Genomic DNA, 24,691 nt, shown 5'->3' with positions numbered 1-24,691 from the left:
TCCCAAGTCGCTGAAAATCTACCAGAGTATTCCCACAAGGGGGTAAACCAAGGGGGGCACAAGCAGCGCCATGGCCACTCCCACTGCGGCGATCGCACTGAGGAGAACCGCACCAGCAGCACAATCTTTGGCAATGCGGGCAAGATCATGATACTCCTTGCCAACGGTGAGATCCACCACTGCTTCCAGAGCCGTATTCAGCAGCTCTAGCCCCATGACAAGACCAATCGTGAGGACAATCACTGCTACCTCAACGGGGGGCAGTTTAAGCAAACCACTGAGGGCGATCGCGCTCAGGCCAACTGCGGTGTGAATGCGAAAATTGCGCTGTGTCTGAAAGGCATAGACTATCCCTGCCCACGCATAGCGGAAACTATTCAGTAGGGAGACGGCCATCTGGTAGAAGCGTGGGCATGATAAGCTTGTCACCGCTATTTTGTTCCCAGAGGTTACTAGGACTTTTTGTGACATAAAAATTACCCCTCACACGGAATGTTCAAGACTCAATTGGCTGCGCCTGTTGTCCAGCACCTTTTGGGAAGGTTGATCAAATTTACGGTGTTGTTGATGGAAAGGTGGCACTGCTAAGAGTCTCCACGTCATAGCCAGCATCGGGAACATACTCACATCAGGGTCTGGAAAATCGCCTTCCATTTAAGCACAGGTTTCCCCAATTCATGCCTCAAACTGTCATTTGCGAGATCAGTTAACAGTATGCAGGCGGGGTTAGCCCCACTGCCTCCAAGCAGCGCGCTTGCTGCGTAAGCATTTGGCAAAGTTGAGTCTCATCGGGATGATCCCAGCCTAAAAGGTGGAGCAGGCCATGGCAGGCGAGCCAAGCAATCTCTGTGGAGAGGGAGTGCCCCCCTTCGGTGGCTTGCCGACGGGCTGTATCCCCAGAAATAATGATGTCGCCAAGGTATTCAGGTTCCTCTGGGGGCAGCGGGAGAGTCTCATCGCGGGTGGCAAAGGCCAGCACATCGGTGGGGGTGTCGCGATCGCGATACTGACGATTAAGAATTTGAATTTCAGCATCCGTCGTCAGGCGCAGGGTTAGCTCGTAGGCTTTACCTAGGTTCGGCTCAACCATCGCCATCCATGTGTGAAACCAAGCTTGCCATGGCAGGGCTGCCACCTCAGTGCTCAGGGAGGGATCCTGAAGTTCGAGATAGACGGTGACCGTCATTGTCTGAAAGTTTTTCCGCGCTCACTAACGGGTGAGGTAGGACAAGCCCACCAACAACGCTAACAGACCGATACTCGTGAGGGCAAAATGGGTCAGGGACTTGCCCCCCTTGCGCACCATGTTTCGCATGGCCAGTTTGACATAACTGGGTTGCTCGGCAGGGGAGGATGGGGGTTGTGGGGACTCGCTCATGGGATTTCACTATGGTTGACCATCTTCACAAATTTTAACAAAGGGTGCTTGACTTCAGTAGCGCGATCGCGGGCGATGATTGACCACTGATTGTACTAGCCCCAAGCCAATATAGGTTGCCAAGAGAGCAGAACGCCCATAGCTAAGGAAGGGCAAGGGAATGCCTGTCACAGGAAATAGGTTCATGGTCATGCCGATATTGACCACCGCTTGGAACATCAACATGGCAAAAAGACCGATCGCCAGCAGCGAGCCAAAATCATCGCGGGCACTATTGGCAATTTGCAGCAGCCGTAGGCCAATCAACCAAAACAGCCCTAAAACCAGCAAGCCACCCAAAAAGCCTAATTCCTCACCGATGGCCGAAAAAATAAAGTCCGTGTGCTGCTCAGGGATAAATCCCAATTGGGTCTGCGTCCCGTGAAACAGCCCTCGTCCCCACAGTCCACCGGCACCAATGGCAATGCGGGATTGGATCAGGTGATAGCCGGCTCCTAAGGGATCCTTATCGGGGTCTAAAAACATTAAGAGGCGATCTTTTTGGTAGTCCTTAAGAACACTCCACAGCAACTGCCCCAAACCCGCCCCCGAAAGATTCAGAACAATGCCACCGATCGCCCCAATCCAACCCAAGGGAAGGCTTTGCCAAGCCACAACCCCCATCCCTAATGTCCACAGGAACCACAGCACCAAATTGAGTTCATAGGGCAGCGGTAGGGCAAAGAGAATCGCTGCCACCAAAGGGGAGAGCATGAGCACAATCCAGCCCAAACGTGCATTCGCCCAGTAGAGCATTCCCAAGGTGATGGCACCAAAGACCAAAGAGGTGCCTAAATCGGGTTCCGATAAAATCAACCCTAGGGGCAAGACTGTTGCCGCAAACACCCGTAGAATACCCCTGAGGCCATTGGCAGGCACCCGCTGGAGTAGCGCAGCTTGGGTGAGGATGATCGAGATTTTGGCAAATTCTGAAGGTTGTAGATTAAACCCCGCAATGGGCAGCCAACTCTGGGCACCGTTAGCTTCAACACCAAATAAGCTCACAGCCAGTAGCAGGCCACAACTGATGCCATAGACCCACCAATGGACTGAAAGAAAGACCGAGGTCGGTACCCGCGCTAGCACGAACAGTAAAATCGTGCCAATCCCCGCGATCGCCAGATGTTGGAAGCCATCCTTTTCGCCAATGTGCAGCTCGGCACTGTGAATCGCCACTGCCCCCAACAGCGTAATCAGCCACACTGCCATTAAAAGGAGCCAATCCATCCCCCGCCAAGGGTGGAGCCAAGCAGACCAGCGGCGTTGCCACAGCCGAGTTGTCCAAAACATCGTCAAATATCCTTTGTTTGCATTAGGCTGGAACAGTGGTGGTTTGATCAAGATTCCCATTCTATCCTGAGTGGATCCATGCTTCGGTGGCGAGAGCGTTGGTCAAGGTTTTTGTGGTCAATTTCGGGGCGGCTACTGCTGGTGATACTGCTCATTTCCCTATTACCGATGGGGATGGTGGTGCTCTACAACCAAGCTGAAAGCGCTGAGATGATGAAGCGCTTAGAAATTGATGCCCTACAACTGCTAGCGATCGGCAAAGCTCGTTCCCTAGATCGGCTTTTCCAAGATGATTGGCTATTCGCGGGATATGCGACTGAGTTTGCTGCAACACCTTGTGCGCTGTCCCCAGCGGTGTCGTGGCTATAAGGCGATCGCCATTGAACGTCCCGATCGCCCGTGGCTAGAAGCCGTAAAACAACAGTGGCTAGCGGAATTGGGAACTGTGCCCCTCGGCAACGATCGCGATCGCGCCCGGTGGGAAAATGCCATTGATGTCAGGGAGCAAATGACTGAGGCCGAACGCACCGCATGGGCAAGTGCTGATCCATTCACCCAACCAAAACTGCTAAAACAGGTAGCGCGGCGGGTTGAAGCAGCAATTCTCGAAGAGTTACAGCAGCGATCGCTACAGGGGCTACTGATCTTTAACGCCAAACTAGAAGAAGTGGACGGCTTAATCTCACATGACGACTTCTCCCCCCCTGACCTCTAGCCAAATTTGGCAGATCAATCAGCTCCTGCGCCAAGCAGGGCAGCGGGCACGGCAACTGGCACAGCAACCCTTTGAAGTCATTGAAAAGGGACGCCAAGATTTTGCCACCAGTATTGATCGCTTCTTGGATCGGCTACTGAGTCAAAAGTTTCGCGCTTGGTTTCCTGAAGATGGGATCATCAGCGAGGAAAATGCCGACTCCCAAGCAGTCTTTCAGGAACCGAAAAATCGCTACTGGCTGATTGATCCCCTCGATGGTACTGACGATCTCATTCACCATCGCCAAGGCTATGCCCTCATGGTGGGACTGCTGGAGCACTACAGCCCCGTGGCGGGTTGGATCTATGCCCCCAATTTGGATCACCTCTACTATGGCGGTAAAGATTGGGGACTCTTTCAGATGAGCAGTGGTGGTCCCCCTGTTCCCCTCTTACCCGTTTGCCCGCCCTCTCCCAGTGAAGACCATTGCCCGATTATGATTGGCTATCGCGACTACCGCACTTACGGTGATGCAATTCATCGGCTGTTGCCCCAAGTGGAATTTCGCTTTCTAGGCAGTTTTGGCCTCAAGGTGATTGAAGTGATTTTGGGACGGGCGGGACTCTACCTCTACTTAAATCAGCGGGTGAAGCTCTGGGACACCACAGCCCCCTTGGCTTTAGCAACAGCAGCAGGTTTGGTGTGCACCGATTTGCAGGGAAATCCCTTACGCTTTGATGCCACAGGTTTACAGGGACAGACCCTTACCCATCAGCAACCAATCCTCATTGGCTGGCCAGAGTATATTGCTGCTTTGCGATCGCCCCTTGTTGAAGCAATTACAAGGGTTCAACTGTCCCTTGACTCTGCCTAAAAAGCAGGAGCCCTAGCTTCAGTCTATTGGCGAGGTCCCTAGGGGTGCCACCAGTGCTGCCACTGCTGCAAGAGCCAACGACCGAAGCGAATGAGCTGTTCTTCAAGCCAGAGAAACAGGCGATCGCACCACAGCAGCAGCCGCTCAAACCAGTGGAGTTCATAGCCAATTAGGGCCGCATCCACATCGAGAATTAGCTGCTCTGGATTCCGATCGACACTGGTGGCCACAGTTTCTGAGGGTGGTGAATGGGCTAGGGAATCAGCGCGACTGCCTAGGCTAAGCAGGGTCTCCGCGGGGGAAAAGACTGGCAGAGAAGCCGTAGCTGCCAATAGCGGCGAATTCACGGCTGCCACCCCTGGGGGTTGGAATCCCCCTAACCAATAGGAGAGTTGACTCAGCCATTCTGGGAAGGGCAGCTTGCAGGGATTGAGATGGCGTTCAATCCAAGCCAGAACTTGCGCCTGTTGGGCGGGGCTGAGGGTGTACAGGATCGTGTTATCAGGGCCAATGAGCACCATCTGCTGCGTTTCTAGGAGAGTCGCAATCCCCTGTATCTGCCCTTGGGAGAGGGTGTTCTTACGCCCAAAGGGGAGGCGCGATTGCAACCAGCGGAGGACAGTGGCTAGGGGAGACACCGTAGGTAGAACTAAATCCCCTTCACTAGTACCTGTTAACTGAAGTTGCCCTAGAAAACTTGCCACCAAACAGGACGATGGTTTAGAGCCTGCCTTTAGCGATCGCTCCTGCCAGCCCCAGAGCCAATGATGCCGCCGCCGATACCACTGCCGAACGTGCTGATAGTACACTGCCAAGGCGTAGGCAATATGTCGCTCAATTTGCTGCTGTTCTGCGGCGGTGAAGATTTTCAAAGGATGGGCAGCCTCATCCACAAGCAATAGGGATTTTGCGGTGCGATCGCAGGCAAGGTAAAAGGGTTGCCGCTGGGCCAAAGGCGCCTCCGATGGCATTAACCTTTTGGACTGGGGTTGAAACCAGCGGTATAAAGGCGCGATCCAGCGCTGCCACCAGGGGAGTGGACGCGGAATGGGGGCGATCGCCACCCCCCAAGATTCATCCTCCCCTTTCGTCAGGGAGAGGGCAGACATGACACTTAACAACGCTTCATCGGCAGGGGGTGCTGTTGTAGGTTTCAGTAGTAAGCGTTGACGCATTTGGGAGACGCTGCCCATGAGTTGGGGAAGTCCCCGCTGCCAAAACTGGGCTAGAATCGCACCAATGATCTGAAGCCTACCCTTAAGCGTACTTTCAAGCTGCCATTGTTGGCGTTGCCAGTGCTGCTGCCAATACTGCCATTGCCGTCGCCAAAAGTTAAAGAAGCGACTCTGATAGGAAACTGCCATGGCAACTTTCTGGGTAAGGGGTCTAGAACTAGATTATCGTTCTCTTGGCATCAGCGAGATTGCTAGTACTGATCCCGTTTACCCCGCAACCGGGTAAAGGTCTGGAGGGGCGTGGTCGCCCCCACCGCTGCTTGAAGGGTACTGACTTCACAGCGCAAAAAGGGATTTGTGGCCTTTTCCAAGCCAATCGTACTGGGAACTGTGCTTTTTCCTTGGGCGCGATCGCGACAGACTTGGGCATAGCGCGCTTGCAGGGCAGGATTATCGGCATCTACGGTCAACGCAAAGCTGAGGTTCTTTTGAGTATATTCGTGGGCGCACCAGACCCGCGTTTGCTCCGGCAGTTGCCGCAGTTGATTCAAAGAGTCGAGCATCTGCGCTGGTGTCCCCTCAAAAAGACGACCACAACCACCGCCAAAGAGTGTATCACCGCAAAAGAGATCGCCCGTTGCCGGCGCATAGTAGGCAATGTGACCGCGGGTATGACCGGGGACAAACAGCACCTCAAAAGAATGTTCACCAAAGGGAACGCGATCGCCCGCACTGAGAAAGACTGTTTGCTCTGGAATGCGGCCTTGATCTTCGCGGCTGCCATAGACTTCGATATTGGGAAAGTGCGATTTCAGGGCACGATTGGCTCCCACATGATCCCAGTGGTGGTGGGTATTGAAAATCGCCGTCAGTGTTGCTCCCAATTCCGCTAATTTGGCCAGAACAGGTTCTGGCTCTGCCGGATCGACCACTACCGCTGTCTGCGCTTGCGGATCATGGAGTAAAAAAATGTAGTTGTCCGTAAGGGCATTGAGGCGATAAATCATCATGGCCGTTGTCCCTGTACCCAGCGTCACCAATTTTTCTCTGCCTCTACTTCATCAAAAACCTCCGAGAAATCCTGCACCTTAAGGCAGGGAGGGATAGCTGCCAATGGAAGTCTTCCCTATTCTTTACAATAACGAAGTTGCGGAGAGCGCAAAATGTATCTCACTCAGAAACACCGAATACAGATGCTGTTGATTGCCCTTGAACCTCAAAACATATTTTCCTTCTTAATAGTATGCGTTTGCCCTGATTGATTTGCTGAGAGACTTGTCATAGCACCTAGACACTTGCTAGGATTATGAAACCCTTTCAAGCCGGGATAGCTCAGTTGGTAGAGCAGAGGACTGAAAATCCTCGTGTCGCCAGTTCGATTCTGGCTCCTGGCATTGTAGGCTCACCCCGTCTTGTTTCACTACTACCAAGTGCCACGGAAATTGTTGCCGCTCTAGGCCTCCTGCCGTTTCTAGTGGGGCGAAGCCACGAATGTGACTATCCACCCGAAGTGAAGGCGCTGCCCGCTTGTACACGAGCGCGCTTAGATGCACAGCAGCCCAGTTTGGCCATTGAACGGGCGGTGCAAGACCTATTGCAATCAGCTTTGGGGATTTATGAGTTGGAACTGACCACTCTCCAATCCCTACAGCCCACCCATATCATTACCCAAGACCAATGCGATGTCTGTGCGGTTACCCTAGCGGATGTGCAGCGGGCGATCGCCGAACTCTTTGACCCGCCCCCCCAGTTGATTTCCCTCCAACCCCATTCCCTTGGGGATGTTTGGCAGGATATGCGGCGGGTGGCCCTTGCCCTTGGGGTTTCCCCTGACCCCTTACTGAATTCCCTGCACAGGAGAATTCATGCCTGTCAAGCATGGGTGAGCGATCGCCCGCGGCGGCAGGTGGTGACAATTGAATGGATTGACCCCCTCATGACCAGCGGCAACTGGGTACCAGAATTGATTACCCTAGCGGGGGGTGAAAATGTATTGGGGACAGCGGGAAAACATTCCCCCTACATTGACTGGTCAACACTGCTGGCGATCGATCCAGAGGTGATCATTGTCATGCCCTGTGGCTTTGACCTCAAGCGCACCCACCAAGAACTGCAGCAAGCACTGCACACCTCTCCCCAGTGGCAACAATTGCGTGCCTTCCAGACGGATCAACTTTACATTGTTGACGGCAATGCTTACTTTAATCGCCCCGGACCCCGTTTAGTGGATTCCCTTGAAATTCTTGTGGAAATTCTCCACCCACCTCAAGAACTGAAGTTTCAGGGCATTGGTTGGCAGCGATATGCCCTAGCGGTAGCAGGATAGCCCATCAAATAACAAAATAATAAATCTGAAGAAAAGATAAAAATTTACCGTTGCAGATTTAGCTATTTCGCCTAAGATGAGGGAAACTCAACTGATCTCAAGATCCCCCGCCGTTGTCCCGAATACATAAATAGGCAAACTTCCTATGGCAATTGGTTATTTAGCGCTGGTTTTGCATGCTCACCTCCCCTTCGTTCGCCATCCCGAAAGTGACTACGTTTTAGAGGAAGAGTGGCTCTTTGAGGCGATTACCGAAACCTATGTGCCCCTGATCTGGATGTTTGAGGGGCTAAAACGTGACGGCGTGGACTTCAAAATCACCATGAGTATGACGCCGCCACTCATTTCAATGTTGCGGGACCCCCTATTGCAGGAACGCTATGATCAGCACTTGGCGAAACTAGAGGAACTGGCGGAACTAGAGGTAGAGCACAATACCCACAATGGCCACATCCGCTACCTTGCCGAGCATTATGCCCAAGAGTTCAACCGCGTGCGACAAACATGGGAAAACTACGATCGCGACCTCGTCAAGGCCTTTAAGCAGTTTCAAGACACCAATAACCTTGAAATTATTACCTGTGGTGCCACCCACGGCTACCTGCCCCTCATGAAAATGTATCCCCAAGCGGTGTGGGCACAACTTCAAGTAGCCTGTGAACACTACGAGCAAACCTTTGGTCGTCCACCCAAGGGCATTTGGCTACCGGAATGCGCCTACTACGAAGGCCTAGAGCGAATGCTTGCCGATGCTGGTTTGCGCTATTTCATTATCGATGGCCACGGTATTCTCTATGCCCGTCCCCGCCCTCGCTTTGGCACCTATGCGCCCATTTTCACCGAAACAGGGGTTGCTGCCTTTGGTCGCGATCACGAATCCTCGCAGCAGGTATGGTCATCGGAAGTAGGTTATCCGGGGGATCCCGTCTATCGCGAGTTCTACAAGGACTTGGGTTGGGAAGCAGAGTACGAATACATTAAGCCCTACATCATGCCCAATGGCCAACGTAAAAATACGGGAATTAAGTACCACAAAATTACCGGTCGCGGTCTTGGTTTAGGGGAGAAGCAACTCTATGACCCCTATTGGGCACGGGAAAAAGCCGCCGAACACGCGGCCAACTTCATGTTTAACCGCGAAAACCAAATTCGTTATCTGTACCACCTAATGCAGCGTCCGCCGATTGTCGTTTCTCCCTACGATGCTGAACTCTATGGCCACTGGTGGTATGAAGGGCCTTGGTTCCTTGACTTTCTCTTCCGCAAAGTTTGGTTTGACCAAGACACCTTTGCCATGACCCACTTGGCAGACTATCTCCGTGCCCATCCCACGCAGCAGGTGTGCCGTCCCTCCCAGTCCAGTTGGGGCTATAAGGGCTTCCATGAATACTGGCTCAATGACACCAATGCGTGGATCTATCCTCACCTTCACAAGGCGACGGAGCGAATGATAGAGCTGGCCAAAGGAGAACCTTGGGATGAGCTAAGCTGGCGTGCCCTGAACCAAGCGGCTCGGGAATTACTCCTTGCGCAATCTTCCGACTGGGCTTTTATCATGCGCACAGGCACAATGGTGCCCTATGCGGTTCGTCGCACCCGCAGCCATCTCCTGCGCTTCCACAAGCTCTACGAGGACATCAAGGCTCAAAAAATTGATGCCGGCTGGTTGGAAAAAGTGGAAGCCATTGACAATATCTTTCCCCACATCAACTATCGTGTGTATCGCCCTTTGTAAGTAAGGGTGTAAATAAGGGTCAATAGGCGCTGGGAAAGGGCCTGCTCTGCGCTTGGGCAAGGGGAAAGGAACCCATAGTCTCCTAAGGCTCAAGCACTGAGGGCTGAAGCGAAGCCACTTGGGTTTGCAGAAAGCGAAACATATTGTAGAACCCATTGCTCCGTGAAGGGGTTAAGCTCACATCCAGACCAGTCCGCTTAATGAAGTCGGGAGACACCTGCAAAATTTCTGCCGGTGTGAGTTCATTTAGACCACTAGTCAGCAGCCCTAACAGGCCTTTGGGAATTTGGGCATCAGAGCTACCGCGAAAGACAACCTTTCCCTCTGGGGTGAGGTGAGCCACTAGGTGGACTTGGGAAACACAGCCGGGGACACGGTTCTCGGAGGTACACTCCTGAGGGGAGAGAGGCGGTACTTTTTTAGCAAAGGAGAGCAGATATTCATAACGGCGGCGGGCATCTTGAATTTGCTCAAAACGCTGCACGATTTGCTCAAGGGCTGGGGGAAGACAGGAAGTTAAAATCATGGTTGTAAAGGGTAACAAGACACCTTAGGTTTAGGTTTTTTCATTTAAGTTAATACAAAAATCCATCTGCTGCCTGCAAAAGTTCTTAGCCAATCCATTGGGAAGATTTGCTCAGCAAGAAAACCTTTCCCCTTAGAGTACGCCAAAGCCCTTGCGTTTCTTTTGTTTCTTGGTTTTTTTAGGCGTCTGAGGACGTCCCCCGCGACCCATTGGGTTCACGCCCGGCATGCCCATGCTTGGAAAGCCCCCTTGACCCATCTGCTGCATTAGCGATCGCATGCGCTGGAAGTCACTGACTAGCTTTGTGACATCGGCTACCGAATAACCAGAACCTTTGGCAACCCGTTCACGGCGACTAGGGGAACTCGCCAGAAGTTCGGGGTTACGGCGCTCTTCGCGGGTCATGGAGTTAATCATCGCTTCCGCCCGCTTCAATTGCACTTCCCCCTGCTGGAGTTGCTCCGTTGAAATTTTATTCAGGCCGGGGATGAGCTTCATAATTCCCGCCAAGGATCCCATATTTTTGAGTAGGCGCAGTTGCTTGAGAAAGTCATCAAAGTCAAACTGGGCTTCGAGAATTTTGCGGGACATTGTTTCGGCATCGGCCAAGTCCACTGCCTCTTGGGCTTTTTCCACAAGGGTGAGGACATCGCCCATCCCTAAGATACGAGAGGCCAAGCGATCGGGATAAAAAGGCTGGAGCGCCTCGACCTTTTCACCGACCCCAATAAACTTAATCGGCTGTCCGGAGACTTGGCGCACAGAAAGAGCTGCACCGCCGCGTGTATCGCCATCGAGCTTGGTGAGAATGGCGCCTGTAATCCCCACCTGCTCATGGAAGGCACGCGTGAGGTTAGCGGCCTCTTGCCCGGTCATCGCATCTACCACCAAGAGGGTTTCGTGTGGTTGCACTGCCTCCTTAATCGCTGCCAATTCCGCCATCATCTCAGCGTCAATTTGGAGGCGCCCCGCCGTGTCAATAATCACCGTATCCACGCCAAGTTCCTTGGCCTTGGCCACCCCTTGGCGAGCAATTTCGACGGGGCTAACCTCTGTCCCCATCTCAAACACGGGCACGTCAACTTGTCTGCCTAGGGTAATCAACTGATCAATAGCCGCAGGACGATAGACATCAGTGGCCACCAAAAGGCTGCTGAGGCCTTCTTTGCGCAGATAGAGGGCCAGCTTGGCTGTGGCGGTGGTCTTCCCAGTTCCCTGTAAACCCGCCATGAGAATAATTGTCGGGGGTGGCTCCACGTGGGCAAGGGGGCTGTGGGATTCCCCCATGACTTCCACAAGGGCATCGTAAACAATTTTGATAAATTGCTGATCTGGCCGAACGCCGGCAATGACCTCTGCACCGATCGCCCGCTGACGCACATTTTCAATAAAATCCTTGGCAACTTGGAGGTTGACATCGGCCTCCAATAGGGCGCGGCGCACTTCCCTCAGCGCTTCTTGGATATTATTTTCCGTAATTTTGTCTTGACCCCGTAGGGTTTTCCAAGCAGATTCAAGGCGTTCAGCAAGGGCGTCAAACATCACTCAAACTCTTTGCACGCTACTATAAACGCTACTATCAATAGCTTATCTATCCTAGCAAACCTAGGTTTGTTTTGAGGAAGTTTTATCTAAGGACAGCAATTTGAATCTGGCTATTTTGGGATTCATTCTTTTGCCAAAACAAGTGCAAAGGGGTCAGCGTACACAACTCTATAGCCCTTGGGGTTTTGGAGAAAGGCCTTTAAATCCTCAGATAGGGTAGCGGTGAAAGGATCCAGCGCAAGAGCAATATAGTCATAGCCCTCTGAAGAACGAGGATTAGAAAGTTCTGAAGTGGGAAGACTGCCCTCGATAACTTCGTTGCTAAAGGGAAAATTGAATAATCCATAACTTCTCAGATTAATATTCAGGATGCGCTTGTTCCGAACATTCTCTTGAATCCATTCATAAACACCGCTTTCATAAGTTACAGAGTGGGGGTAAAAGAGTATTCTACTGTAGCCAGGCAAGCCTTTTGGAGGTTGATAATTTAAGGTTTGTGCTACCAAAAGGGAAAAGCTCAGCCCAAGGCTTACAATGGCAATTCTAAAGCTCTGCTGAAAAGAAAGATTATGAGAATGATGGAGGCTGTTAAGGATGTAATCAATTCCCTCAATTACTTGCGGTCTGAAGTGGTGTAGAGCATCTAAAAAGAGATATCGAATACCATAGACAATCAAAATGCTCAGCGTCACAATGTAAGAAACCGCATGCCGTAGCTGAGGATGGAAGTAGCTAACCTCCCCAGCATAATAGCCAGCACTGTAGGGTGTCAGTAGCCAAGCACAGAAGCTGATGATGTTTAAGTAGAACAGATAGCGCATAGATTTACTTTTAATTTTTCCTTTGAGTAAGCAAGCAATTAAAATAGCAGTAGTCAATAAAGATAGCAAAAAAATTGCACCCCTAGGCGCAGTGTAGAGATTGGGATTGGTTAGGTGCCACACCAGTGCCATTTGAGTGCCAATCTCTAGGTTTTGTCTTTCAAAAACAGTACCTAGTAGCTGATAATTTCGTAAATACCAAAAACCGGAGATAAGAGCGATGGGAAGTAGCCAAATTAAGCCAGTATCTATTAGGTGTTTCAATAAAGCAAATCTATTATGGTTCTTTATGTAGGTAGCAATCTCTTGAATTAAGATTAATAAAAATAGTCCTAAAATTGGATAAACACCGTTGGGTTTTACACCAAGTGCACAACCAAAACTCACACCTGACCAGAAAAGCCAAAATTTTCTATAAAAACTTGTTTCTGTTTGTGTAAATCGCAGCCACGTCCAGAACCCCAGCAGCACCCAATACCCCAAGGTAATGTCATTCCGACCTATATCAAATAGAAGGAGTTGCATCTCACCAAAAGAAAAATAAACTCCAAGAAATAAAAAGAAACTAAGAGCTAAGGAAAAGCTATACCGCCAAGTGTGGGTATCGCGTAACAATAGCAAAGCATTCAACAAAACTCCTAGATTCAGACTTAGTGTTGTGAGGCCTAAGCTATTGTCTTGACGCAGAGGCACTAGGCTCCACAAATTTAGCAGTTCATTGCCACCCGGATAGTGACTGAAGGGAGTTGTCAGTTTCCAAAGACCCTTGCTTTGGAGATAACCAACTGCATTAGGTAGGTGGTAAGTAACCACGTCCCAACTCAGGGGATGCACTAATGTTACTTGGGCATAGAGATGCGAAAGAAACCCGACGCAACTAATGACAAGGGTGCTCAGCAGAGTAAGAGTAACCATTCTTCCCTTAGAATTGAGTGCGGTGTAAGAACTACCAACGGAACGAATGGATCGTTGGAAACGCTCTCGATAAAGTATGGTCAAACTGAGGAGGATGATGATAGATGCAAAGCTGCCCAATAACAAAGAGAGAGGAGTGAGAATATTAGCGATCCCTAGAATTAGGGTCACCAATGTGATTTGGATGAGGGTCAAGGCTAACCAGAGGGCAAGGTAATTGAGGGGATATTGAGGAAAAATTAAGACGCCGGCGATCGCGCCTGCTGCCATAATCCCTGCACAAGAAAAAAGGTACATAGCTATATTGGAAGTCCAGAATCAATTGTCTTGAAGTAGCTTTGTCAGTTACATAAGATACAAAATGCAAGATAGAGCACGCTAAAAAATGATTCTTCAATGATTCTACCTGAAAATGTTTTCGAGTCTCCCTGCACCCCACAGGACTGCCCCGTCTTTTTGAGGGAGGAGCGATCGCCAATCGAAGCGAGGTTGGGACACCCTGTTCCGTCTAAAATCTGTAGCAGGATTAACAGCGGCAGCTAAAGGGATGCACTAGGCTGTCACGATAAGATAAAAAGTACTAGGCTGCAAGCCAGCTTGGTTACTATAAAAAGTTTTACCTTTGCTTAAGCCGAGTATAAAACACTCTGATCGGCGGGAGGCGTCCGATGCTTGTGATCCTCACCCAAAATCAGATTTTACCGTCCCAGTCTGTGTGTCAATCCTGTTTGTTTGCCGATCGCCAAGGTCAACCCCGCTGGCAAGGGGGGCAACTGCGGTGTGGGGCACCCTTGGGGAGTACCGCCGAAGCGGGATGTCAACACTTTCGCTGTCAAATGGGGTTTCACTTGGTGGCAGTGTCAGATTTGCCGACTCCCCAAGACTATTGAGGGAAATCCCCCCAGAGGAAGCATCAATGCGAGAACTTGATCACTACGATCCGGAAAACTTCTATGACGAGTGGTTTGTAGCCAAGGGTCAGCCCCGGCCTTTCATCGAACCCCTGGTACAGCGGGTGCGATCGCTCCCCCCAGGAGAACTACAACAGCGCCAAAAAACCGCTCAACAGGTGATGTTTAACCTAGGCGCCACTTTCACCGTCTATGGGGCAGCAGAAGGCACAGAGCGAATCATGCCCTTTGACATTCTGCCGCGTGTTATTCCAGCCTCGGAGTGGCAAGCCCTTGAACGCGGTCTCAAGCAACGGATTGCCGCCTTGAATACTTTCTTGGCCGATGTCTATGGTGAGCAAAAAATCATTCGAGATGGCGTCATCCCACGGGAACTGATTGAGTCGGCCAAGGGGTATCTGCGTCCCTGCCATGATCTGAACCCCCCCGGCGGAATTTGGTGCCATATTACAGGTACGGATTTGGTGCGCGATCGTGATGGCACCTTCTATGTTTTGGAGGATAACCTGCGCTGTCCCTCAGGGATTTCCTATGTGCTAGAAAACCGCCGCGTGATGAAAAGTACCTTTCCCCTTGTTTTCAAGGAATTGCACATTCAACCGGTGGACGAGTACCCCAGCCATCTATTGGAAACCCTGTTGAACCTTGCGCCCGCCGGCCTACCGGATGCCACGGTTGTCGTGCTCACACCGGGGATGTACAACGCCGCCTACTTTGAGCATTCCTTCCTTGCTCAACAAATGGGGGTGACCCTTGTCGAAGGACGGGATCTTGTCGTAGCCGATGGGTACCTACAAATGCGCACAACCAAGGGTCTAAAGCGGGTGGATGTGGTCTATCGCCGCATTGATGATGATTTTATCGATCCAGCGGTATTTCGTGCGGATTCGCTGCTAGGGGTTAGAGGTCTCATGGAAGTCTATCGCCAAGGGCGGGTCGCGATCGCCAATGCCCTCGGCACAGGCGTAGCCGATGACAAAGTGATTTATGCCTATGTGCCGCAAATGATTCGCTATTACCTCGGCGAGGATCCCCTCCTGCCCAATGTACCCACGTACCTGTGTTGGGAGCCGCAACAATTGGATCATGTGCTTAAGAACCTCGACTCCCTCGTGGTGAAGTCTGCCAATGAGTCCGGCGGCTATGGCATGCTCATTGGTTGCCAAGCAACTGCTGAACAGCGAGCAGAATTTGCAGAGCGCATCAAAGCCAATCCCCGCAACTACATTGCCCAGCCCACCCTTTCCCTGTCGCGCGTGCCCACCCTGATTGACGATGAAATTGTCGGCTGCCATGTGGATTTGCGCCCCTATATTCTGTACGGCAAGGACATCTATGTACATCCCGGTGGCTTGACACGGGTAGCCATGAAACGCGGCTCATTGGTGGTGAATTCTTCCCAAGGGGGAGGGAGTAAAGACACGTGGGTCCTCAGTGAATAGGCCACGCTGTCGTGATTCCTTTGTCCACTGCTTCTAGGAGCATTGCAGAGCAGTTTTGCAGTCTTTGGGATGGCGCTCCTAGGGGATGAAAAAGATAGTCATGATGCTAGCGGTAAGGCACCACCTATGTTAATTATTAGCTATGGGTCAACGCTAATTGGTGAACTGAGCCGAAACTTGCTGAGGTATTGAAGGAACTTAAGCGCATGAATGAATTTGAAACATCCCCAACCACAGAAACCACCCATACGGAAAAGCCTATTTTTGAACCAACGCCGGCGCCAGCACCCCTAGCGGAACGGGAGCAGACCACAGCCCCCAAGGTAGGCGGTCTCACGGATGAACAGTGGCAACAGGCACGGGAAAAACTCTACTGGCTCCTCACCGTCTTCCCCGATCAGGTCAGTGCCTTTCTGGGCGAATACAAGCAGCCCCTGCGCACCCTGCTTATTATTCTTGCCACCATTCCCTTTGTCGCACTGGCGGTCGCTATTTTAGAGGTGGTGAACACTATTCCCCTCTTGGAACCAACCTGTGAACTGGTGGGCTTTGGCTACACGTGCTGGTTTCTCTATCGCTATGTCCTCTTTGAGTCAGGCCGCCGCGAATTGGGTCAAAAGATCAACGAGTATAAAGCTCGCATCCTTGGGAGTGAAAGTGGCAGTTCTTCTTAAGGGAATTCATGCGGCTGCACTATCTCCAGCACGTGCCCTTTGAGACACCCGCACACATTGCAGAGTGGGCGATCGCCCGTGGTTTTGATTGGCAAGGCAGTCATCTCTATGCAGGCGAACCGCTCCCAGCGTTGCCAGAGGTGGATGCGCTGATCGTGATGGGCGGCCCCATGGGGGTACACGATGAGGCACTTTATCCGTGGTTAGGGGCTGAAAAAGCTTTTTTGCGTGAGGCAATTGCCAGCGGCCTACCCATTTTCGGGATTTGCCTTGGGGCGCAACTCTTAGCACAAATGTTAGGTGCAGAGGTGACGCCAGCCCCCACCAAGGAAATCGGCTGGTTTCCCATTGAACTGACCGCAGCCGCCCAAGCGCATCCTTGGTTTCAGGATTGGCCCTCCCCACTAACGGTACTCCATTGGCATGGGGAGATGTTTAGCCTCCCGCCAGACGCGATTCCCCTTGCCAAAAGTGCTGCTTGTCCACAGCAGGGATTCCTATGGGGCGATCGCATTGTCGGTCTTCAGTTTCACCTAGAACTGACCCCCGCAAGCCTTGGGGAGTTGATTCAGCACTGCCAGCATGAGCTAGCCCCTGCTCCCTACATTCAATCGGCAACGGAAATTCAAGCCCAAGCGGCGCGAACAGCACTCTTGACCCCCTATCTAGAACGTTTACTGGATCGCTGGGTTGGGCAGTGATCATTACCAGTCGGCAAAATTCCCTAGTGCGTTCGATCCGCAAGCTACACCAGCGCAAATATCGCCAAGGGCACTTGCTTTTGGAGGGCACTCACCTGCTACAGGAAGCCCTAGCAGCGGGCTACCGTTTTTCAGTGGTTTGCTACACGGGGTCTTGGCAAGCGAAGCAATCCTCAGTATTTTGGCAACAGGTTCTCCACAGCAGCGATCGCACCGTTGAAGTCACTGAAGAAATCCTTGCTGCCCTCTGTACCACAACCACCCCCGATGGCGTCGTGGCCGTCGCTGACCATAAGTCTCCGCCTACCTTGCCGCTGAAGCGGTTAGGGCTGTGTTTAATCACGCTTCAGGATCCCGGTAATCTGGGAACGATCATCCGCACTGCTGCCGCGGTGGGGGTTGAGGGACTATTACTGACCCGCGATTGTGTGGACATCACCCACCCCAAGGTGCTGCGTGCCAGTGCTGGCCAGTGGTTTCGCCTACCCATGCAAACGGTGACAGATGCGCTAGCAACCCTCAAGACCTATCAAGCCCAAGGATGGCAGGTTGTGGTGACCTCCCCCACAGCACCGCTTCCCTACTGGCAGGCAGATTTCCGTCAACCCACTTTGCTCGTTATGGGCAATGAAGGCCAAGGGCTACCCCCGGCCTATCATGATTCAAGGTTTACTGCCCTGCGGATTCCTCAGGAGCCAAATGTCGAATCCCTCAATGTGGCGATCGCCACCGCAGTGCTCTTGTACGAAGTCTATCGCCAACGCTGGCTGGACTAAACCACAAAGAAGTTAAGAACGCCCACCACCAGCACTAGGACAATCCATAGCCCAGAGCCAAGGAAAATTAACTGCTTTGAGCGATCCCAATCTTGGGGCGAGGCGTAGGCCACGGGCACACCCACCACCATCACAAAGGACAGAATGACAAGAGCAGCAAGAGCCAGTTGAAAGAGAATCGTCATTGTTGCTAACTCCCAAATTTTATCAGCGGCACTGGTAGCGAAGCAACTACCTCTGAAGTAGCATTATCTCCCATTTCTTGACCCTAAACTACTGCCAGCCCTGATCTAGCCACGATCGCGGATCGACGCACTCGCCATTGACATAGAGTCCCCAGTGGAGATGCGGCCCTGTGGAGGCACCCGTATTGCCCACGGTGCCAATGACTTGCCCTGCCTCCACCATCTGTCCCTCTTGGACGCGAATTTGATCAAGGTGCAGGTAAATTGTCAGTACTCCTTGCCCATGATCAATGCCAACCGTGTTGCCATGGATGAGAAACCCTTGGGATTCTCGCCCCACTAAGGCCACTCGCCCTCGCTGCGCCGCCACCACTGCCGATCCCTTAGGCCCTGCATAGTCCAAACCGCGGTGGAAGTAGTCCTTGGCAAAAACGCCGTTGTAATAGCGCCGCACGCCGTAGGGTGTGGTCACAGGGCCACTGTTGGGGCGACGAAAGGCACCTCGCCAGAGTTTTTCAGGCGTCACCAAAGCCTTAAAGGCCTCCACCTGATCAAATTCAAAATCGGTTCCTGGGGAGTCTTTGCCCGGCGGCAGCCAAATGCGTTGCACAGGAAAGGAGCGATCGCCCACCCACAGAAGCATATTGTGGGTTTCATTCCCTGCCCGAACCACCAAGGAGCGACGCCCCGCTGGCTGAAGCGGTGTTGTGGCCACAAAAGCCCGCCATTGCTGTGGGCCAATGGAGAAGACCGGCAGAGCTTTGCCCGCTACCTCAACAGTCGGCTGTTCTGAAGCATTGACCACAACGGCTAGGGTATCTCCCAAAACAGCGCGATCGGGACTGACGGTGACCGTGAGGGGAAGAGTGACTTGACTACTGGCAGGCAGTACAGTGACAGTGATGAGGGCAGGCACTAGCCAAGGGAGAAGGCGATCGCTCATAGCTTCAGGAAAAAACTAAATCCAACATTAGAGCGTTAAAGACGTGTTGACGTTCCCACAAATTCATTAAATGAAAAAAGCCGCCAGTCAATTCACCGACGGCTGCACACGATGAGTGCATTCTTGAGAGCAACTTAACGGCGACGGGGCACTTTGGCGAGGTAGTCAATATCAGCAGCACGCAACTGCTGGGCATAGCGCGTCTTGGGCGCGATCGCGGCTGCCAAATCGCGGTATTTGCGGGGGTCGCCCTCCGGTAGCCGCCGCTCTTGGAACTTGCGATCGTAGAATTTCTCCAGCGTAAAGCGCCAATCGGTTTTGGTAGTGCCCACTTTGTCACGGTATTCAAAGCCATAACGCGGCGTCACGAGGTTAAAGGGACGTCCCTCCATCCGCTTACGCTGATAGGGCACCGTAAAGTCCCCAAAAGCATTGGTATATTCCTCACTGTCGAGGAGGGCATCCACAAAACCATGGAAGCCAAGGGTGCCGATTTTAATTGACCAAGCAATTTTTTCCTCTTCGTTGTAGGCACTGCGTCCCAAGAACCGCCGCAGGCAGACATCCACCAAGCGGTAGTTGTCGTTCACTGCCACCACTGTATTGTAGAAGCGCTCCGATTTGGCCAGACCACGAATAAAGTCCCGCACGGTAATCACCCGATTGACCAGTTGGGACTCTAAAGTGATCTGACGGTTAAAGGCCAAGGTGGCGTGCTCACTAAACACTTGCCGATAGCAGGCCCAGATCACCTCGCGGATTTCTGGATACGAGGCCGCATCCTCAAGACGATAGATATAGGGGCTGTCTTCATTTTGATCGGCAATGCCAAAGCTAGCGACACGGTGGTTTTGAGTTGTAGGCTTGTAGGCGAGTAGAGGTAAGTCCATGGATCTCTCCCAAGTCAAAGAGTAAAACAATAACTAGCGCAGCGGAAAGCTCGCCGTTGGGTTGATTGACGCCGGTACCGTCGGGCGATCGCGCCGCGTGGTATCGGGGATTTGCACATTGGCGGTGGACACCGGCTTAAATTGCACGGGTGTCACCTTAACGGAGCGTGCCATCTCCAAGAAATTGCGAATGTCGCCCCACTTGTAGCGGCTGCTTTCTAACTTATCGCGCCAGTAGTCACCATAGCGCGGCGTCACTAGGTTAAAGGGGCGATCCTTATAGCGCCGCCGCTGGTAGGGCACAGTGTTATCGCCAAAGTTTTGCGTATATTCATCACTGTCCAGAAGGGTATCCACAAATTTCTGCCAACCATCGGTGGCAATGCGAATAGACCACGCCAGTTCTTCTTGTTTATTGTAGGGTGCCCGCCCAAGGAGACGCTTCAGGGCAATTTCCACCAAGCGATAGTTGGAGTTGGTCTCCACCACCAAACGGCGAAATGTCTCCGATTTGGCCAAGCCGCGAATAAAATCCCGCACCGAAATGGTACGGTTGGCTAATTGCGACTCCAAATGGGGCTGGCGGGTACTCTTGAGGACAACGTGCTCACTAAACACTTGGCGATAGGCCGCCCAAATCAGTTCCTGAATATCCGATTGATCCGCTGCATCCTCAAGGGAATAGCGCCACGGGGTTTCCTCATTGGGGACCTCATAGCCCCGTACCCGTTGATTTTGGGAACTTAGAGCATAGGTGAGCAAGGGAATTGTCATGGCTTACACCTTTGGTTGAGAGGGTAAATAACGATAGGGCAGGGCAACGGGCACAGGTTTGACGGGGGTGGAGGGCAGATCCCGCTCTTGGGCTGTATTCGGAACTTTCACTAAACTTGAGGTGGCCCGTGCCACATGGCGTTGAGTCTCAAGTGTCGGCACCACAATGGAGCGTGCCATAGAGAGGAAATTGGCCGGAATGGCGCCCCGAATAATTTGCTTGTCCAAGGGTCCTGCAGTATAGTAGCGCACCTGATAGTAAGAACGGCCACTGAGGGACATTTCCTTGTTGCGCCAGTAGTCGCTGTAGCGGGGATTAACGAGGTTAAAAGGACGCGCCATGCGCCGCCGCCGTTGGTAAGGGACGATATCGCTTCCGAAGTTTTGCTGGTACTCGTCACTGTCCACGAGGGCATCAATAAATCCCTCTAGGCCACGGGTGGCTAAAATAATTGACCACGCAATCTGCTCCTGCCGGCCATAGGTGGGGCGGCCAAGGAAGCGCTTAAAGGAGATATCCACGAGGCGGTAATTGGAATTGACGGCTGCCACTTGCTCCCGATAGACCTCCGACTTTCCCAAGCCGCGGATAAAATCCCGAACGGAAATGGCGCGATTGCGCAGTTGGGATTCTAGGAAGCGCTGGCGGTAGGAGGCCAAAATCAGGTGCTCGCTGAAAATCTGGCGATAGGCCGCCCAAATCAGGGCATCCACGTCTGCGGCATCGGTGGCATCAGTGAGGCGGTAGATGACCGGATCATCCTCAGCGGGGACTTCATAACTGACCACCCGCTGATCAAGGGTTCTGGGCTTTACAGCCAGCAAGGGTAACGACATAACTTTCCAATCCTTATTAGGTGTGTATGCACAGAGAGTCTCTCTGGAGGGCAAGTTGACAACGGGAACGCACAACAATGTCGGGGTCGCGATCGCTCAAATGATTCAGGAGGGAGCGCACCCCTTCCCGAACAGGCCAAGCCGCTGCCTGCTGATATAGATGGTCAAGGGCAACGCCCACGGCATAGCGAACCGCCCAATCCGCTGCTTCACTGTTGCGCTGAAGAACCGTGAGGGCTTCCCTTAATTGAGCCTCTCTTGCCGTTTCCTCAGGGATGAGCTGCCAGCGGAGTGTTCCTAAGGCCTTTGTGGCAGCACGGCGCACACTGGGGGCAAAATCCGACTGCGCGGCAGCCAACAAGACCCGCAGGGCGGCAGGATGACCAACGCTCCCCAAGACACGCACCCCATAGGCACGGGCACCGTAGTTGTAGCCATCCAACTGTGCCAGCAGTGGCTCGACCACGGCATCCCCAAGGGCGATGAGACCTTCTACCGCAGCTTGGGCAGCGGCGGGGTTGTTATACCCCAAAACAGCAATCAGTGTGGGAATGGCAGCAGTGTCTTTTTGCCGGGCCAGCTGAATCACCGCCTCACACAATGCTGGGGCAGAGGTGGCGGTCTCAACGGCATGGATGTAGGTAAGGAGATCACTCACAGCAGTTGATCCAATCCTTGAAAGAGGGAGAGGGTCTGTTCGGCTGCAGCAGCCTGATGTAGTTGCTTGCTGAGGATGCCATGGAGGGCAATGAGCTTGAAGCTGGCCTCAACACCCGCCTGCAAAATGGCCTTTGTTGCCGGCAAGTACCCCATTGCTCCTAGATCGAGCAGTGCTGCCCGCCGCAGTTGCACATCCTCACTTTCGAGCGCTGCCAGCAGGCGATCGCCATATTCTGCTGCCCCTGTCAGCTGAAACAGTGCCCGTGCGGCAGCAAATTGGACTCGCGGCATTTCATGGGTCAAAAATGGCTCAATGAGGGGAATCGCCTCGGTGGCACCGAGGTGACCCAAGCTTTCCATGACGGCCTCTACAGGCTGCACTAGATGGGGGCGACCGGGGACGAGCTGTGCCATCGCCACACCCCCTTCTAGAAGGACTGCCAAGGGGGCGATCGCTCGGGAATCCCCCAACTGACCGAGGGCAATAGCCGCCGCTTCACGGACATAAAAATCCTCACAGTGCAAGCACTCAATTAACGCCGGTACGGCTTGGCGATCGCCCAACTTGCCCAAAGCACGCGCTGCATTGCGCCGCAGAGGATAGCCCCCCAATTCTGTGCGATCGGCCTCATCAGCCAAAGCTGCAATTAAGGCGCTAATAATGGCTTGCCGCTCCGCTGCGGTTGCTGTTTCTAGGCCAAACTTCCCCAACCACCACGCTGCATAATAGCGGAGACTGGTATCCGTCCCCTGAAGCTGCGCCAGCATTTGGGGAACCGTCAGTTGTACTGGTTCAGAGACCGCCGTCATTCCCTCTCCTGACATCAACCACTTAGGAGGCGACCACTGGGGTAATGGAAACGATTTTGCCCCCCATGCGGGTAATGCGCTGCATTTCCTCATTCATGCGGTTGTAGGGCACCGTAATAAAGGTGCTCCCGCTGCGCCGAATCGGAAACCCCATTTTGTCAGTTTCTTCGTTTTGACGCAGACCCACAACCTCATAGCGGAAAACGCGAGCGCCGGAGGGGCTAAGGGCAGCACTTCCAGACGCAGTTTGACCAAACATGACACCTGACTCCCAATCTCAAAAGGACGCTAAACAAACATTCCTAGGCAGGATTGACACTAACAATGCGAGCACCGCTGCGCTGAAGCTGCTGCATTTTGCTCGACAGTTGCTCGTAGGGCACCAAGAAAGCGGTACTGCTGCGGCGCACCCCCGGATAGCCCGGTTGGCGAATGCCTGCCACTTCAATGCGATAGACACGGCCACTTTCACCAAAGGAGCCGCCCAAGCAAGCCCGTGGGGGGACATCAGCGCTGGGGGTGTAGTAGGCAAAGGCCGTATCACTACTGGAAGGGGGCACCACTGTGTTGGGACGGTTGGTGGCCAAATCCCGCGCTAAACGGGACATGCTGCCTTCCGCTTGGGCGCGATCGCTATTGGCATAGCCGCGATACAGACGGAACATACGGTTAAAGCCGACGGTTTTTTGCCCCGGCTGGCTATTAAAGCCGCGATAGTAGGGCACCACCCAATCCCCAAAGCTGTTGGTGTATTCAGGCGAATCAATGTAGGAGTCAATATCGGCATCAAAGCCCTCATTTTCGTAGAGATCCAAGTGGAAGATCACTTCTGACTCATCGTAGGGTGCCCGCCCCAGCAAATGCTTATAGTTCAGTTCAATGACACGGGTTTGAAAATTGCCGTAGAGAAACTTCTCTTTGTATAGTTCCGACTTGGCCACTGCGCGCACAAACTCCCGCACGGTAATTTTGCCATTGCGCAACAGTGACTCCGCACTCACCAAACGTTCCGATGCCATGACGTAGTCATTGCCCAAGACCTGACGGTAAACGGCACGGATGACAGTCTCCAGATCTTCCTCGCTCCAGTTGGCACGCAGCTCCACCCGAGGAGCATCGCTGAAGGCGGAGGTACCCAAGCGCGAAGCAGCAGCAGTAATAGCCACAGTACAAACTCCTAAATATCGAGGGTACAAACAAGCCCGGTGTTGTAAACAAAGGGTCAGCCCAACGCCGACAACATCTGCTTACCTCACCGGGCAACGAAAGGAAACGCCTATTAGCTGAGGGCGTTAATGGCGTAGTCGATGTAGGCGTTGGCTTCCACCGCAGCTTGGCCAGTCAAGCCATGATTGGCTTTGATGTATTTCAGAGCCTCGATATACCAGCTTGGGGACAGATCAAACGTGCTGTTGATTTCCGACAAGCCAGCAATGAGGTACTCATCCATGGGACCAGTGCCACCGGCAACGAGGCAGTAGGTCACCATCCGCAGGTAGTAGCCGATGTCACGGGCGCACTTGGCTTTGCCTTCGGGGGTCGAGGCATACTGAGAGCCTTGCATGGTGGTGGTGTAGGGGAATTTTTGGTACACCGCTTGGGCTGCGCCGTCAATCAGGCTCTGAGCATTGTTGGTCAGGGCGCGAGCAGCTTCCATGCTGGCCACAGCGCGCTTGAAGCGACCGTCAACCGCTTGCAGTTCGGTGTTGCTGAGGAAACGACCTTGGGTATCGGCGGCGGCAATGGCTTCAGTAATCGGCGTTTTCATGG

General features: G+C 52.8%; 29 protein-coding genes and 1 tRNA gene. 11 read left to right on the top strand and 19 right to left on the bottom strand.

Annotated features, from left to right (window positions below; all coding sequences use genetic code 11):
* Window positions 1-18 precede the first annotated feature (18 nt).
* The 4 genes from ACK4HN_RS07050 to rodA all read right to left on the bottom strand — a co-directional run bounded on the left by ACK4HN_RS07050 (window position 19) and on the right by rodA (window position 2,707).
* Window positions 19-471, bottom strand: a complete 453-nt coding sequence (locus ACK4HN_RS07050) for a diacylglycerol kinase (RefSeq protein WP_409868412.1) — start codon at window positions 469-471, stop codon at window positions 19-21.
* A 235-nt stretch (window positions 472-706) separates the two neighbouring features.
* Window positions 707-1,186 carry an rRNA maturation RNase YbeY gene (ybeY, locus tag ACK4HN_RS07045; RefSeq protein ID WP_409868411.1) on the bottom strand — a complete coding sequence of 160 codons (480 nt, stop codon included), beginning with the start codon at window positions 1,184-1,186 and terminating at the stop codon, window positions 707-709.
* Window positions 1,187-1,210: 24 nt separating this feature from the next.
* The gene (locus ACK4HN_RS07040) at window positions 1,211-1,378 is read right to left on the bottom strand and encodes a DUF3285 domain-containing protein (protein ID WP_409868410.1); all 168 of its coding nucleotides are present in this window, start codon (window positions 1,376-1,378) and stop codon (window positions 1,211-1,213) included.
* A 54-nt stretch (window positions 1,379-1,432) separates the two neighbouring features.
* The gene (gene rodA, locus ACK4HN_RS07035; protein WP_409868409.1) at window positions 1,433-2,707 is read right to left on the bottom strand and encodes a rod shape-determining protein RodA; all 1,275 of its coding nucleotides are present in this window, start codon (window positions 2,705-2,707) and stop codon (window positions 1,433-1,435) included.
* A gap of 78 nt (window positions 2,708-2,785) precedes the next feature.
* Here rodA and ACK4HN_RS07030 point away from each other — a divergent pair, with 78 nt between their 5' ends.
* The 3 genes from ACK4HN_RS07030 to ACK4HN_RS07020 are packed head-to-tail and all read left to right on the top strand — an operon-like array spanning window position 2,786 to window position 4,275.
* The gene (locus ACK4HN_RS07030) at window positions 2,786-3,076 is read left to right on the top strand and encodes a hypothetical protein (protein WP_409868408.1); all 291 of its coding nucleotides are present in this window, start codon (window positions 2,786-2,788) and stop codon (window positions 3,074-3,076) included.
* Complete coding sequence (locus tag ACK4HN_RS07025) at window positions 3,018-3,422, top strand: hypothetical protein (protein ID WP_409868407.1); 405 nt, start codon at window positions 3,018-3,020, stop codon at window positions 3,420-3,422. Before ACK4HN_RS07030 ends, ACK4HN_RS07025 begins: the two co-directional genes overlap by 59 nt.
* The gene (locus ACK4HN_RS07020; RefSeq protein ID WP_409852650.1) at window positions 3,394-4,275 is read left to right on the top strand and encodes a 3'(2'),5'-bisphosphate nucleotidase CysQ; all 882 of its coding nucleotides are present in this window, start codon (window positions 3,394-3,396) and stop codon (window positions 4,273-4,275) included. The genes ACK4HN_RS07025 and ACK4HN_RS07020 overlap by 29 nt, the downstream gene beginning before the upstream one ends.
* A 38-nt stretch (window positions 4,276-4,313) precedes the next feature.
* Here the strand turns inward: ACK4HN_RS07020 and ACK4HN_RS07015 are convergent, their stop codons facing one another.
* Both ACK4HN_RS07015 and gloB read right to left on the bottom strand, forming a co-directional pair.
* Window positions 4,314-5,639: a hypothetical protein gene (locus ACK4HN_RS07015; protein ID WP_409868406.1), complete on the bottom strand. Its 1,326-nt coding sequence runs from the start codon at window positions 5,637-5,639 to the stop codon at window positions 4,314-4,316.
* 62 nt (window positions 5,640-5,701) lie between these two features.
* The gene (gene gloB, locus ACK4HN_RS07010; protein WP_409868463.1) at window positions 5,702-6,460 is read right to left on the bottom strand and encodes a hydroxyacylglutathione hydrolase; all 759 of its coding nucleotides are present in this window, start codon (window positions 6,458-6,460) and stop codon (window positions 5,702-5,704) included.
* Between the two features lie 311 nt (window positions 6,461-6,771).
* Here gloB and ACK4HN_RS07005 point away from each other — a divergent pair.
* From ACK4HN_RS07005 to ACK4HN_RS06995, 3 genes are all read left to right on the top strand, one after another.
* A tRNA-Phe gene (locus tag ACK4HN_RS07005) sits at window positions 6,772-6,844 on the top strand.
* Window positions 6,829-7,776: a cobalamin-binding protein gene (locus tag ACK4HN_RS07000; RefSeq protein ID WP_409868462.1), complete on the top strand. Its 948-nt coding sequence runs from the start codon at window positions 6,829-6,831 to the stop codon at window positions 7,774-7,776. Before ACK4HN_RS07005 ends, ACK4HN_RS07000 begins: the two co-directional genes overlap by 16 nt.
* 145 nt (window positions 7,777-7,921) lie before the next feature.
* Window positions 7,922-9,511: a glycoside hydrolase family 57 protein gene (locus tag ACK4HN_RS06995; protein WP_409868405.1), complete on the top strand. Its 1,590-nt coding sequence runs from the start codon at window positions 7,922-7,924 to the stop codon at window positions 9,509-9,511.
* An 82-nt stretch (window positions 9,512-9,593) separates the two neighbouring features.
* On the opposite strand, the gene ACK4HN_RS06990 is transcribed toward ACK4HN_RS06995, so the two are convergent.
* From ACK4HN_RS06990 to ACK4HN_RS06980, 3 genes are all read right to left on the bottom strand, one after another.
* Window positions 9,594-10,037, bottom strand: coding sequence for a SufE family protein (locus ACK4HN_RS06990; RefSeq protein ID WP_409868404.1), 444 nt, complete (start codon window positions 10,035-10,037; stop codon window positions 9,594-9,596).
* A 132-nt stretch (window positions 10,038-10,169) separates the two neighbouring features.
* Window positions 10,170-11,579 carry a signal recognition particle protein gene (gene ffh / locus ACK4HN_RS06985; protein ID WP_409868403.1) on the bottom strand — a complete coding sequence of 470 codons (1,410 nt, stop codon included), beginning with the start codon at window positions 11,577-11,579 and terminating at the stop codon, window positions 10,170-10,172.
* Between the two features lie 125 nt (window positions 11,580-11,704).
* On the bottom strand, window positions 11,705-13,588 hold the full coding sequence (locus ACK4HN_RS06980) for a hypothetical protein (protein WP_409877401.1): 1,884 nt from the start codon (window positions 13,586-13,588) through the stop codon (window positions 11,705-11,707).
* A gap of 398 nt (window positions 13,589-13,986) precedes the next feature.
* Between ACK4HN_RS06980 and ACK4HN_RS06975 the strand changes: the two genes are divergently transcribed.
* The 5 genes from ACK4HN_RS06975 to ACK4HN_RS06955 all read left to right on the top strand — a co-directional run bounded on the left by ACK4HN_RS06975 (window position 13,987) and on the right by ACK4HN_RS06955 (window position 17,822).
* A complete protein-coding gene (locus ACK4HN_RS06975) occupies window positions 13,987-14,208 on the top strand; it encodes a hypothetical protein (RefSeq protein ID WP_409851283.1) in 222 nt (73 codons plus the stop codon).
* A 26-nt stretch (window positions 14,209-14,234) separates the two neighbouring features.
* Entirely contained in the window at window positions 14,235-15,671 is a 1,437-nt protein-coding gene (locus tag ACK4HN_RS06970) for a circularly permuted type 2 ATP-grasp protein (protein ID WP_409868400.1), read from the top strand.
* 206 nt (window positions 15,672-15,877) lie between these two features.
* Window positions 15,878-16,345 (top strand): CAAD domain-containing protein, encoded by a 468-nt coding sequence (locus ACK4HN_RS06965; RefSeq protein ID WP_409851278.1) that lies wholly within the window; start codon window positions 15,878-15,880, stop codon window positions 16,343-16,345.
* 8 nt (window positions 16,346-16,353) lie between these two features.
* Window positions 16,354-17,046, top strand: coding sequence for a type 1 glutamine amidotransferase (locus ACK4HN_RS06960; protein ID WP_409868399.1), 693 nt, complete (start codon window positions 16,354-16,356; stop codon window positions 17,044-17,046).
* The gene (locus ACK4HN_RS06955) at window positions 17,046-17,822 is read left to right on the top strand and encodes a TrmH family RNA methyltransferase (protein WP_409868461.1); all 777 of its coding nucleotides are present in this window, start codon (window positions 17,046-17,048) and stop codon (window positions 17,820-17,822) included. Before ACK4HN_RS06960 ends, ACK4HN_RS06955 begins: the two co-directional genes overlap by 1 nt.
* On the opposite strand, the gene psbZ is transcribed toward ACK4HN_RS06955, so the two are convergent.
* From psbZ to cpcA, 10 genes are all read right to left on the bottom strand, one after another.
* A complete protein-coding gene (psbZ, locus tag ACK4HN_RS06950; protein ID WP_409868398.1) occupies window positions 17,819-18,007 on the bottom strand; it encodes a photosystem II reaction center protein PsbZ in 189 nt (62 codons plus the stop codon). The genes ACK4HN_RS06955 and psbZ overlap by 4 nt on opposite strands.
* A gap of 88 nt (window positions 18,008-18,095) precedes the next feature.
* Window positions 18,096-18,950, bottom strand: coding sequence for a M23 family metallopeptidase (locus tag ACK4HN_RS06945; RefSeq protein ID WP_409868397.1), 855 nt, complete (start codon window positions 18,948-18,950; stop codon window positions 18,096-18,098).
* 134 nt (window positions 18,951-19,084) lie between these two features.
* Window positions 19,085-19,840 (bottom strand): phycobilisome rod-core linker polypeptide, encoded by a 756-nt coding sequence (locus tag ACK4HN_RS06940; protein WP_409868396.1) that lies wholly within the window; start codon window positions 19,838-19,840, stop codon window positions 19,085-19,087.
* Window positions 19,841-19,873: 33 nt separating this feature from the next.
* Entirely contained in the window at window positions 19,874-20,614 is a 741-nt protein-coding gene (locus ACK4HN_RS06935; RefSeq protein WP_409868395.1) for a phycobilisome rod-core linker polypeptide, read from the bottom strand.
* 3 nt (window positions 20,615-20,617) lie between these two features.
* Window positions 20,618-21,451, bottom strand: a complete 834-nt coding sequence (locus ACK4HN_RS06930) for a phycobilisome rod-core linker polypeptide (RefSeq protein ID WP_409851264.1) — start codon at window positions 21,449-21,451, stop codon at window positions 20,618-20,620.
* 16 nt (window positions 21,452-21,467) lie between these two features.
* Window positions 21,468-22,109: a HEAT repeat domain-containing protein gene (locus ACK4HN_RS06925; protein ID WP_409868394.1), complete on the bottom strand. Its 642-nt coding sequence runs from the start codon at window positions 22,107-22,109 to the stop codon at window positions 21,468-21,470.
* A complete protein-coding gene (locus ACK4HN_RS06920; RefSeq protein ID WP_409868393.1) occupies window positions 22,106-22,936 on the bottom strand; it encodes a HEAT repeat domain-containing protein in 831 nt (276 codons plus the stop codon). The genes ACK4HN_RS06925 and ACK4HN_RS06920 overlap by 4 nt, the downstream gene beginning before the upstream one ends.
* 7 nt (window positions 22,937-22,943) lie before the next feature.
* Window positions 22,944-23,180 carry a phycobilisome linker polypeptide gene (locus tag ACK4HN_RS06915; RefSeq protein ID WP_149818199.1) on the bottom strand — a complete coding sequence of 79 codons (237 nt, stop codon included), beginning with the start codon at window positions 23,178-23,180 and terminating at the stop codon, window positions 22,944-22,946.
* Window positions 23,181-23,223: 43 nt separating this feature from the next.
* Window positions 23,224-24,087, bottom strand: coding sequence for a phycobilisome rod-core linker polypeptide (locus ACK4HN_RS06910; RefSeq protein ID WP_409868392.1), 864 nt, complete (start codon window positions 24,085-24,087; stop codon window positions 23,224-23,226).
* A 113-nt stretch (window positions 24,088-24,200) separates the two neighbouring features.
* Window positions 24,201-24,689 carry a phycocyanin subunit alpha gene (gene cpcA, locus ACK4HN_RS06905; RefSeq protein WP_011057793.1) on the bottom strand — a complete coding sequence of 163 codons (489 nt, stop codon included), beginning with the start codon at window positions 24,687-24,689 and terminating at the stop codon, window positions 24,201-24,203.
* Window positions 24,690-24,691: the final 2 nt, after the last annotated feature.

Source organism: Thermosynechococcus sp., from assembly GCF_046299655.1.
Taxonomy (GTDB): Bacteria; Cyanobacteriota; Cyanobacteriia; order Thermosynechococcales; family Thermosynechococcaceae; genus Thermosynechococcus.
The sequence above is the reverse complement of the archived record's forward strand: the minus strand, read 5'-3'. Positions and strand labels throughout refer to the sequence as shown.

Coding starts and splice junctions, on each gene's coding strand:
- ACK4HN_RS06980 (WP_409877401.1), bottom strand. CDS start 13,588: ATGGCAGCAGGCGCGATCGCCGGCGTCTTAATTTTTCCTCAATATCCC.
- ACK4HN_RS07040 (WP_409868410.1), bottom strand. CDS start 1,378: ATGAGCGAGTCCCCACAACCCCCATCCTCCCCTGCCGAGCAACCCAGT.
- ACK4HN_RS06930 (WP_409851264.1), bottom strand. CDS start 21,451: ATGTCGTTACCCTTGCTGGCTGTAAAGCCCAGAACCCTTGATCAGCGG.
- ACK4HN_RS07020 (WP_409852650.1), top strand. CDS start 3,394: ATGACGACTTCTCCCCCCCTGACCTCTAGCCAAATTTGGCAGATCAAT.
- ACK4HN_RS06940 (WP_409868396.1), bottom strand. CDS start 19,840: ATGGACTTACCTCTACTCGCCTACAAGCCTACAACTCAAAACCACCGT.
- cpcA (WP_011057793.1), bottom strand. CDS start 24,689: ATGAAAACGCCGATTACTGAAGCCATTGCCGCCGCCGATACCCAAGGT.
- ACK4HN_RS07030 (WP_409868408.1), top strand. CDS start 2,786: ATGCTTCGGTGGCGAGAGCGTTGGTCAAGGTTTTTGTGGTCAATTTCG.
- ACK4HN_RS06995 (WP_409868405.1), top strand. CDS start 7,922: ATGGCAATTGGTTATTTAGCGCTGGTTTTGCATGCTCACCTCCCCTTC.
- ACK4HN_RS06965 (WP_409851278.1), top strand. CDS start 15,878: ATGAATGAATTTGAAACATCCCCAACCACAGAAACCACCCATACGGAA.
- ACK4HN_RS06945 (WP_409868397.1), bottom strand. CDS start 18,950: ATGAGCGATCGCCTTCTCCCTTGGCTAGTGCCTGCCCTCATCACTGTC.
- ACK4HN_RS07050 (WP_409868412.1), bottom strand. CDS start 471: ATGTCACAAAAAGTCCTAGTAACCTCTGGGAACAAAATAGCGGTGACA.
- ACK4HN_RS06960 (WP_409868399.1), top strand. CDS start 16,354: ATGCGGCTGCACTATCTCCAGCACGTGCCCTTTGAGACACCCGCACAC.
- ACK4HN_RS06920 (WP_409868393.1), bottom strand. CDS start 22,936: ATGTCAGGAGAGGGAATGACGGCGGTCTCTGAACCAGTACAACTGACG.
- ffh (WP_409868403.1), bottom strand. CDS start 11,579: ATGTTTGACGCCCTTGCTGAACGCCTTGAATCTGCTTGGAAAACCCTA.
- ACK4HN_RS07025 (WP_409868407.1), top strand. CDS start 3,018: ATGCGACTGAGTTTGCTGCAACACCTTGTGCGCTGTCCCCAGCGGTGT.
- ACK4HN_RS06975 (WP_409851283.1), top strand. CDS start 13,987: ATGCTTGTGATCCTCACCCAAAATCAGATTTTACCGTCCCAGTCTGTG.
- psbZ (WP_409868398.1), bottom strand. CDS start 18,007: ATGACGATTCTCTTTCAACTGGCTCTTGCTGCTCTTGTCATTCTGTCC.
- ybeY (WP_409868411.1), bottom strand. CDS start 1,186: ATGACGGTCACCGTCTATCTCGAACTTCAGGATCCCTCCCTGAGCACT.
- ACK4HN_RS07015 (WP_409868406.1), bottom strand. CDS start 5,639: ATGGCAGTTTCCTATCAGAGTCGCTTCTTTAACTTTTGGCGACGGCAA.
- ACK4HN_RS06970 (WP_409868400.1), top strand. CDS start 14,235: ATGCGAGAACTTGATCACTACGATCCGGAAAACTTCTATGACGAGTGG.
- rodA (WP_409868409.1), bottom strand. CDS start 2,707: ATGTTTTGGACAACTCGGCTGTGGCAACGCCGCTGGTCTGCTTGGCTC.
- ACK4HN_RS06935 (WP_409868395.1), bottom strand. CDS start 20,614: ATGACAATTCCCTTGCTCACCTATGCTCTAAGTTCCCAAAATCAACGG.
- ACK4HN_RS06915 (WP_149818199.1), bottom strand. CDS start 23,180: ATGTTTGGTCAAACTGCGTCTGGAAGTGCTGCCCTTAGCCCCTCCGGC.
- ACK4HN_RS06990 (WP_409868404.1), bottom strand. CDS start 10,037: ATGATTTTAACTTCCTGTCTTCCCCCAGCCCTTGAGCAAATCGTGCAG.
- gloB (WP_409868463.1), bottom strand. CDS start 6,460: ATGATGATTTATCGCCTCAATGCCCTTACGGACAACTACATTTTTTTA.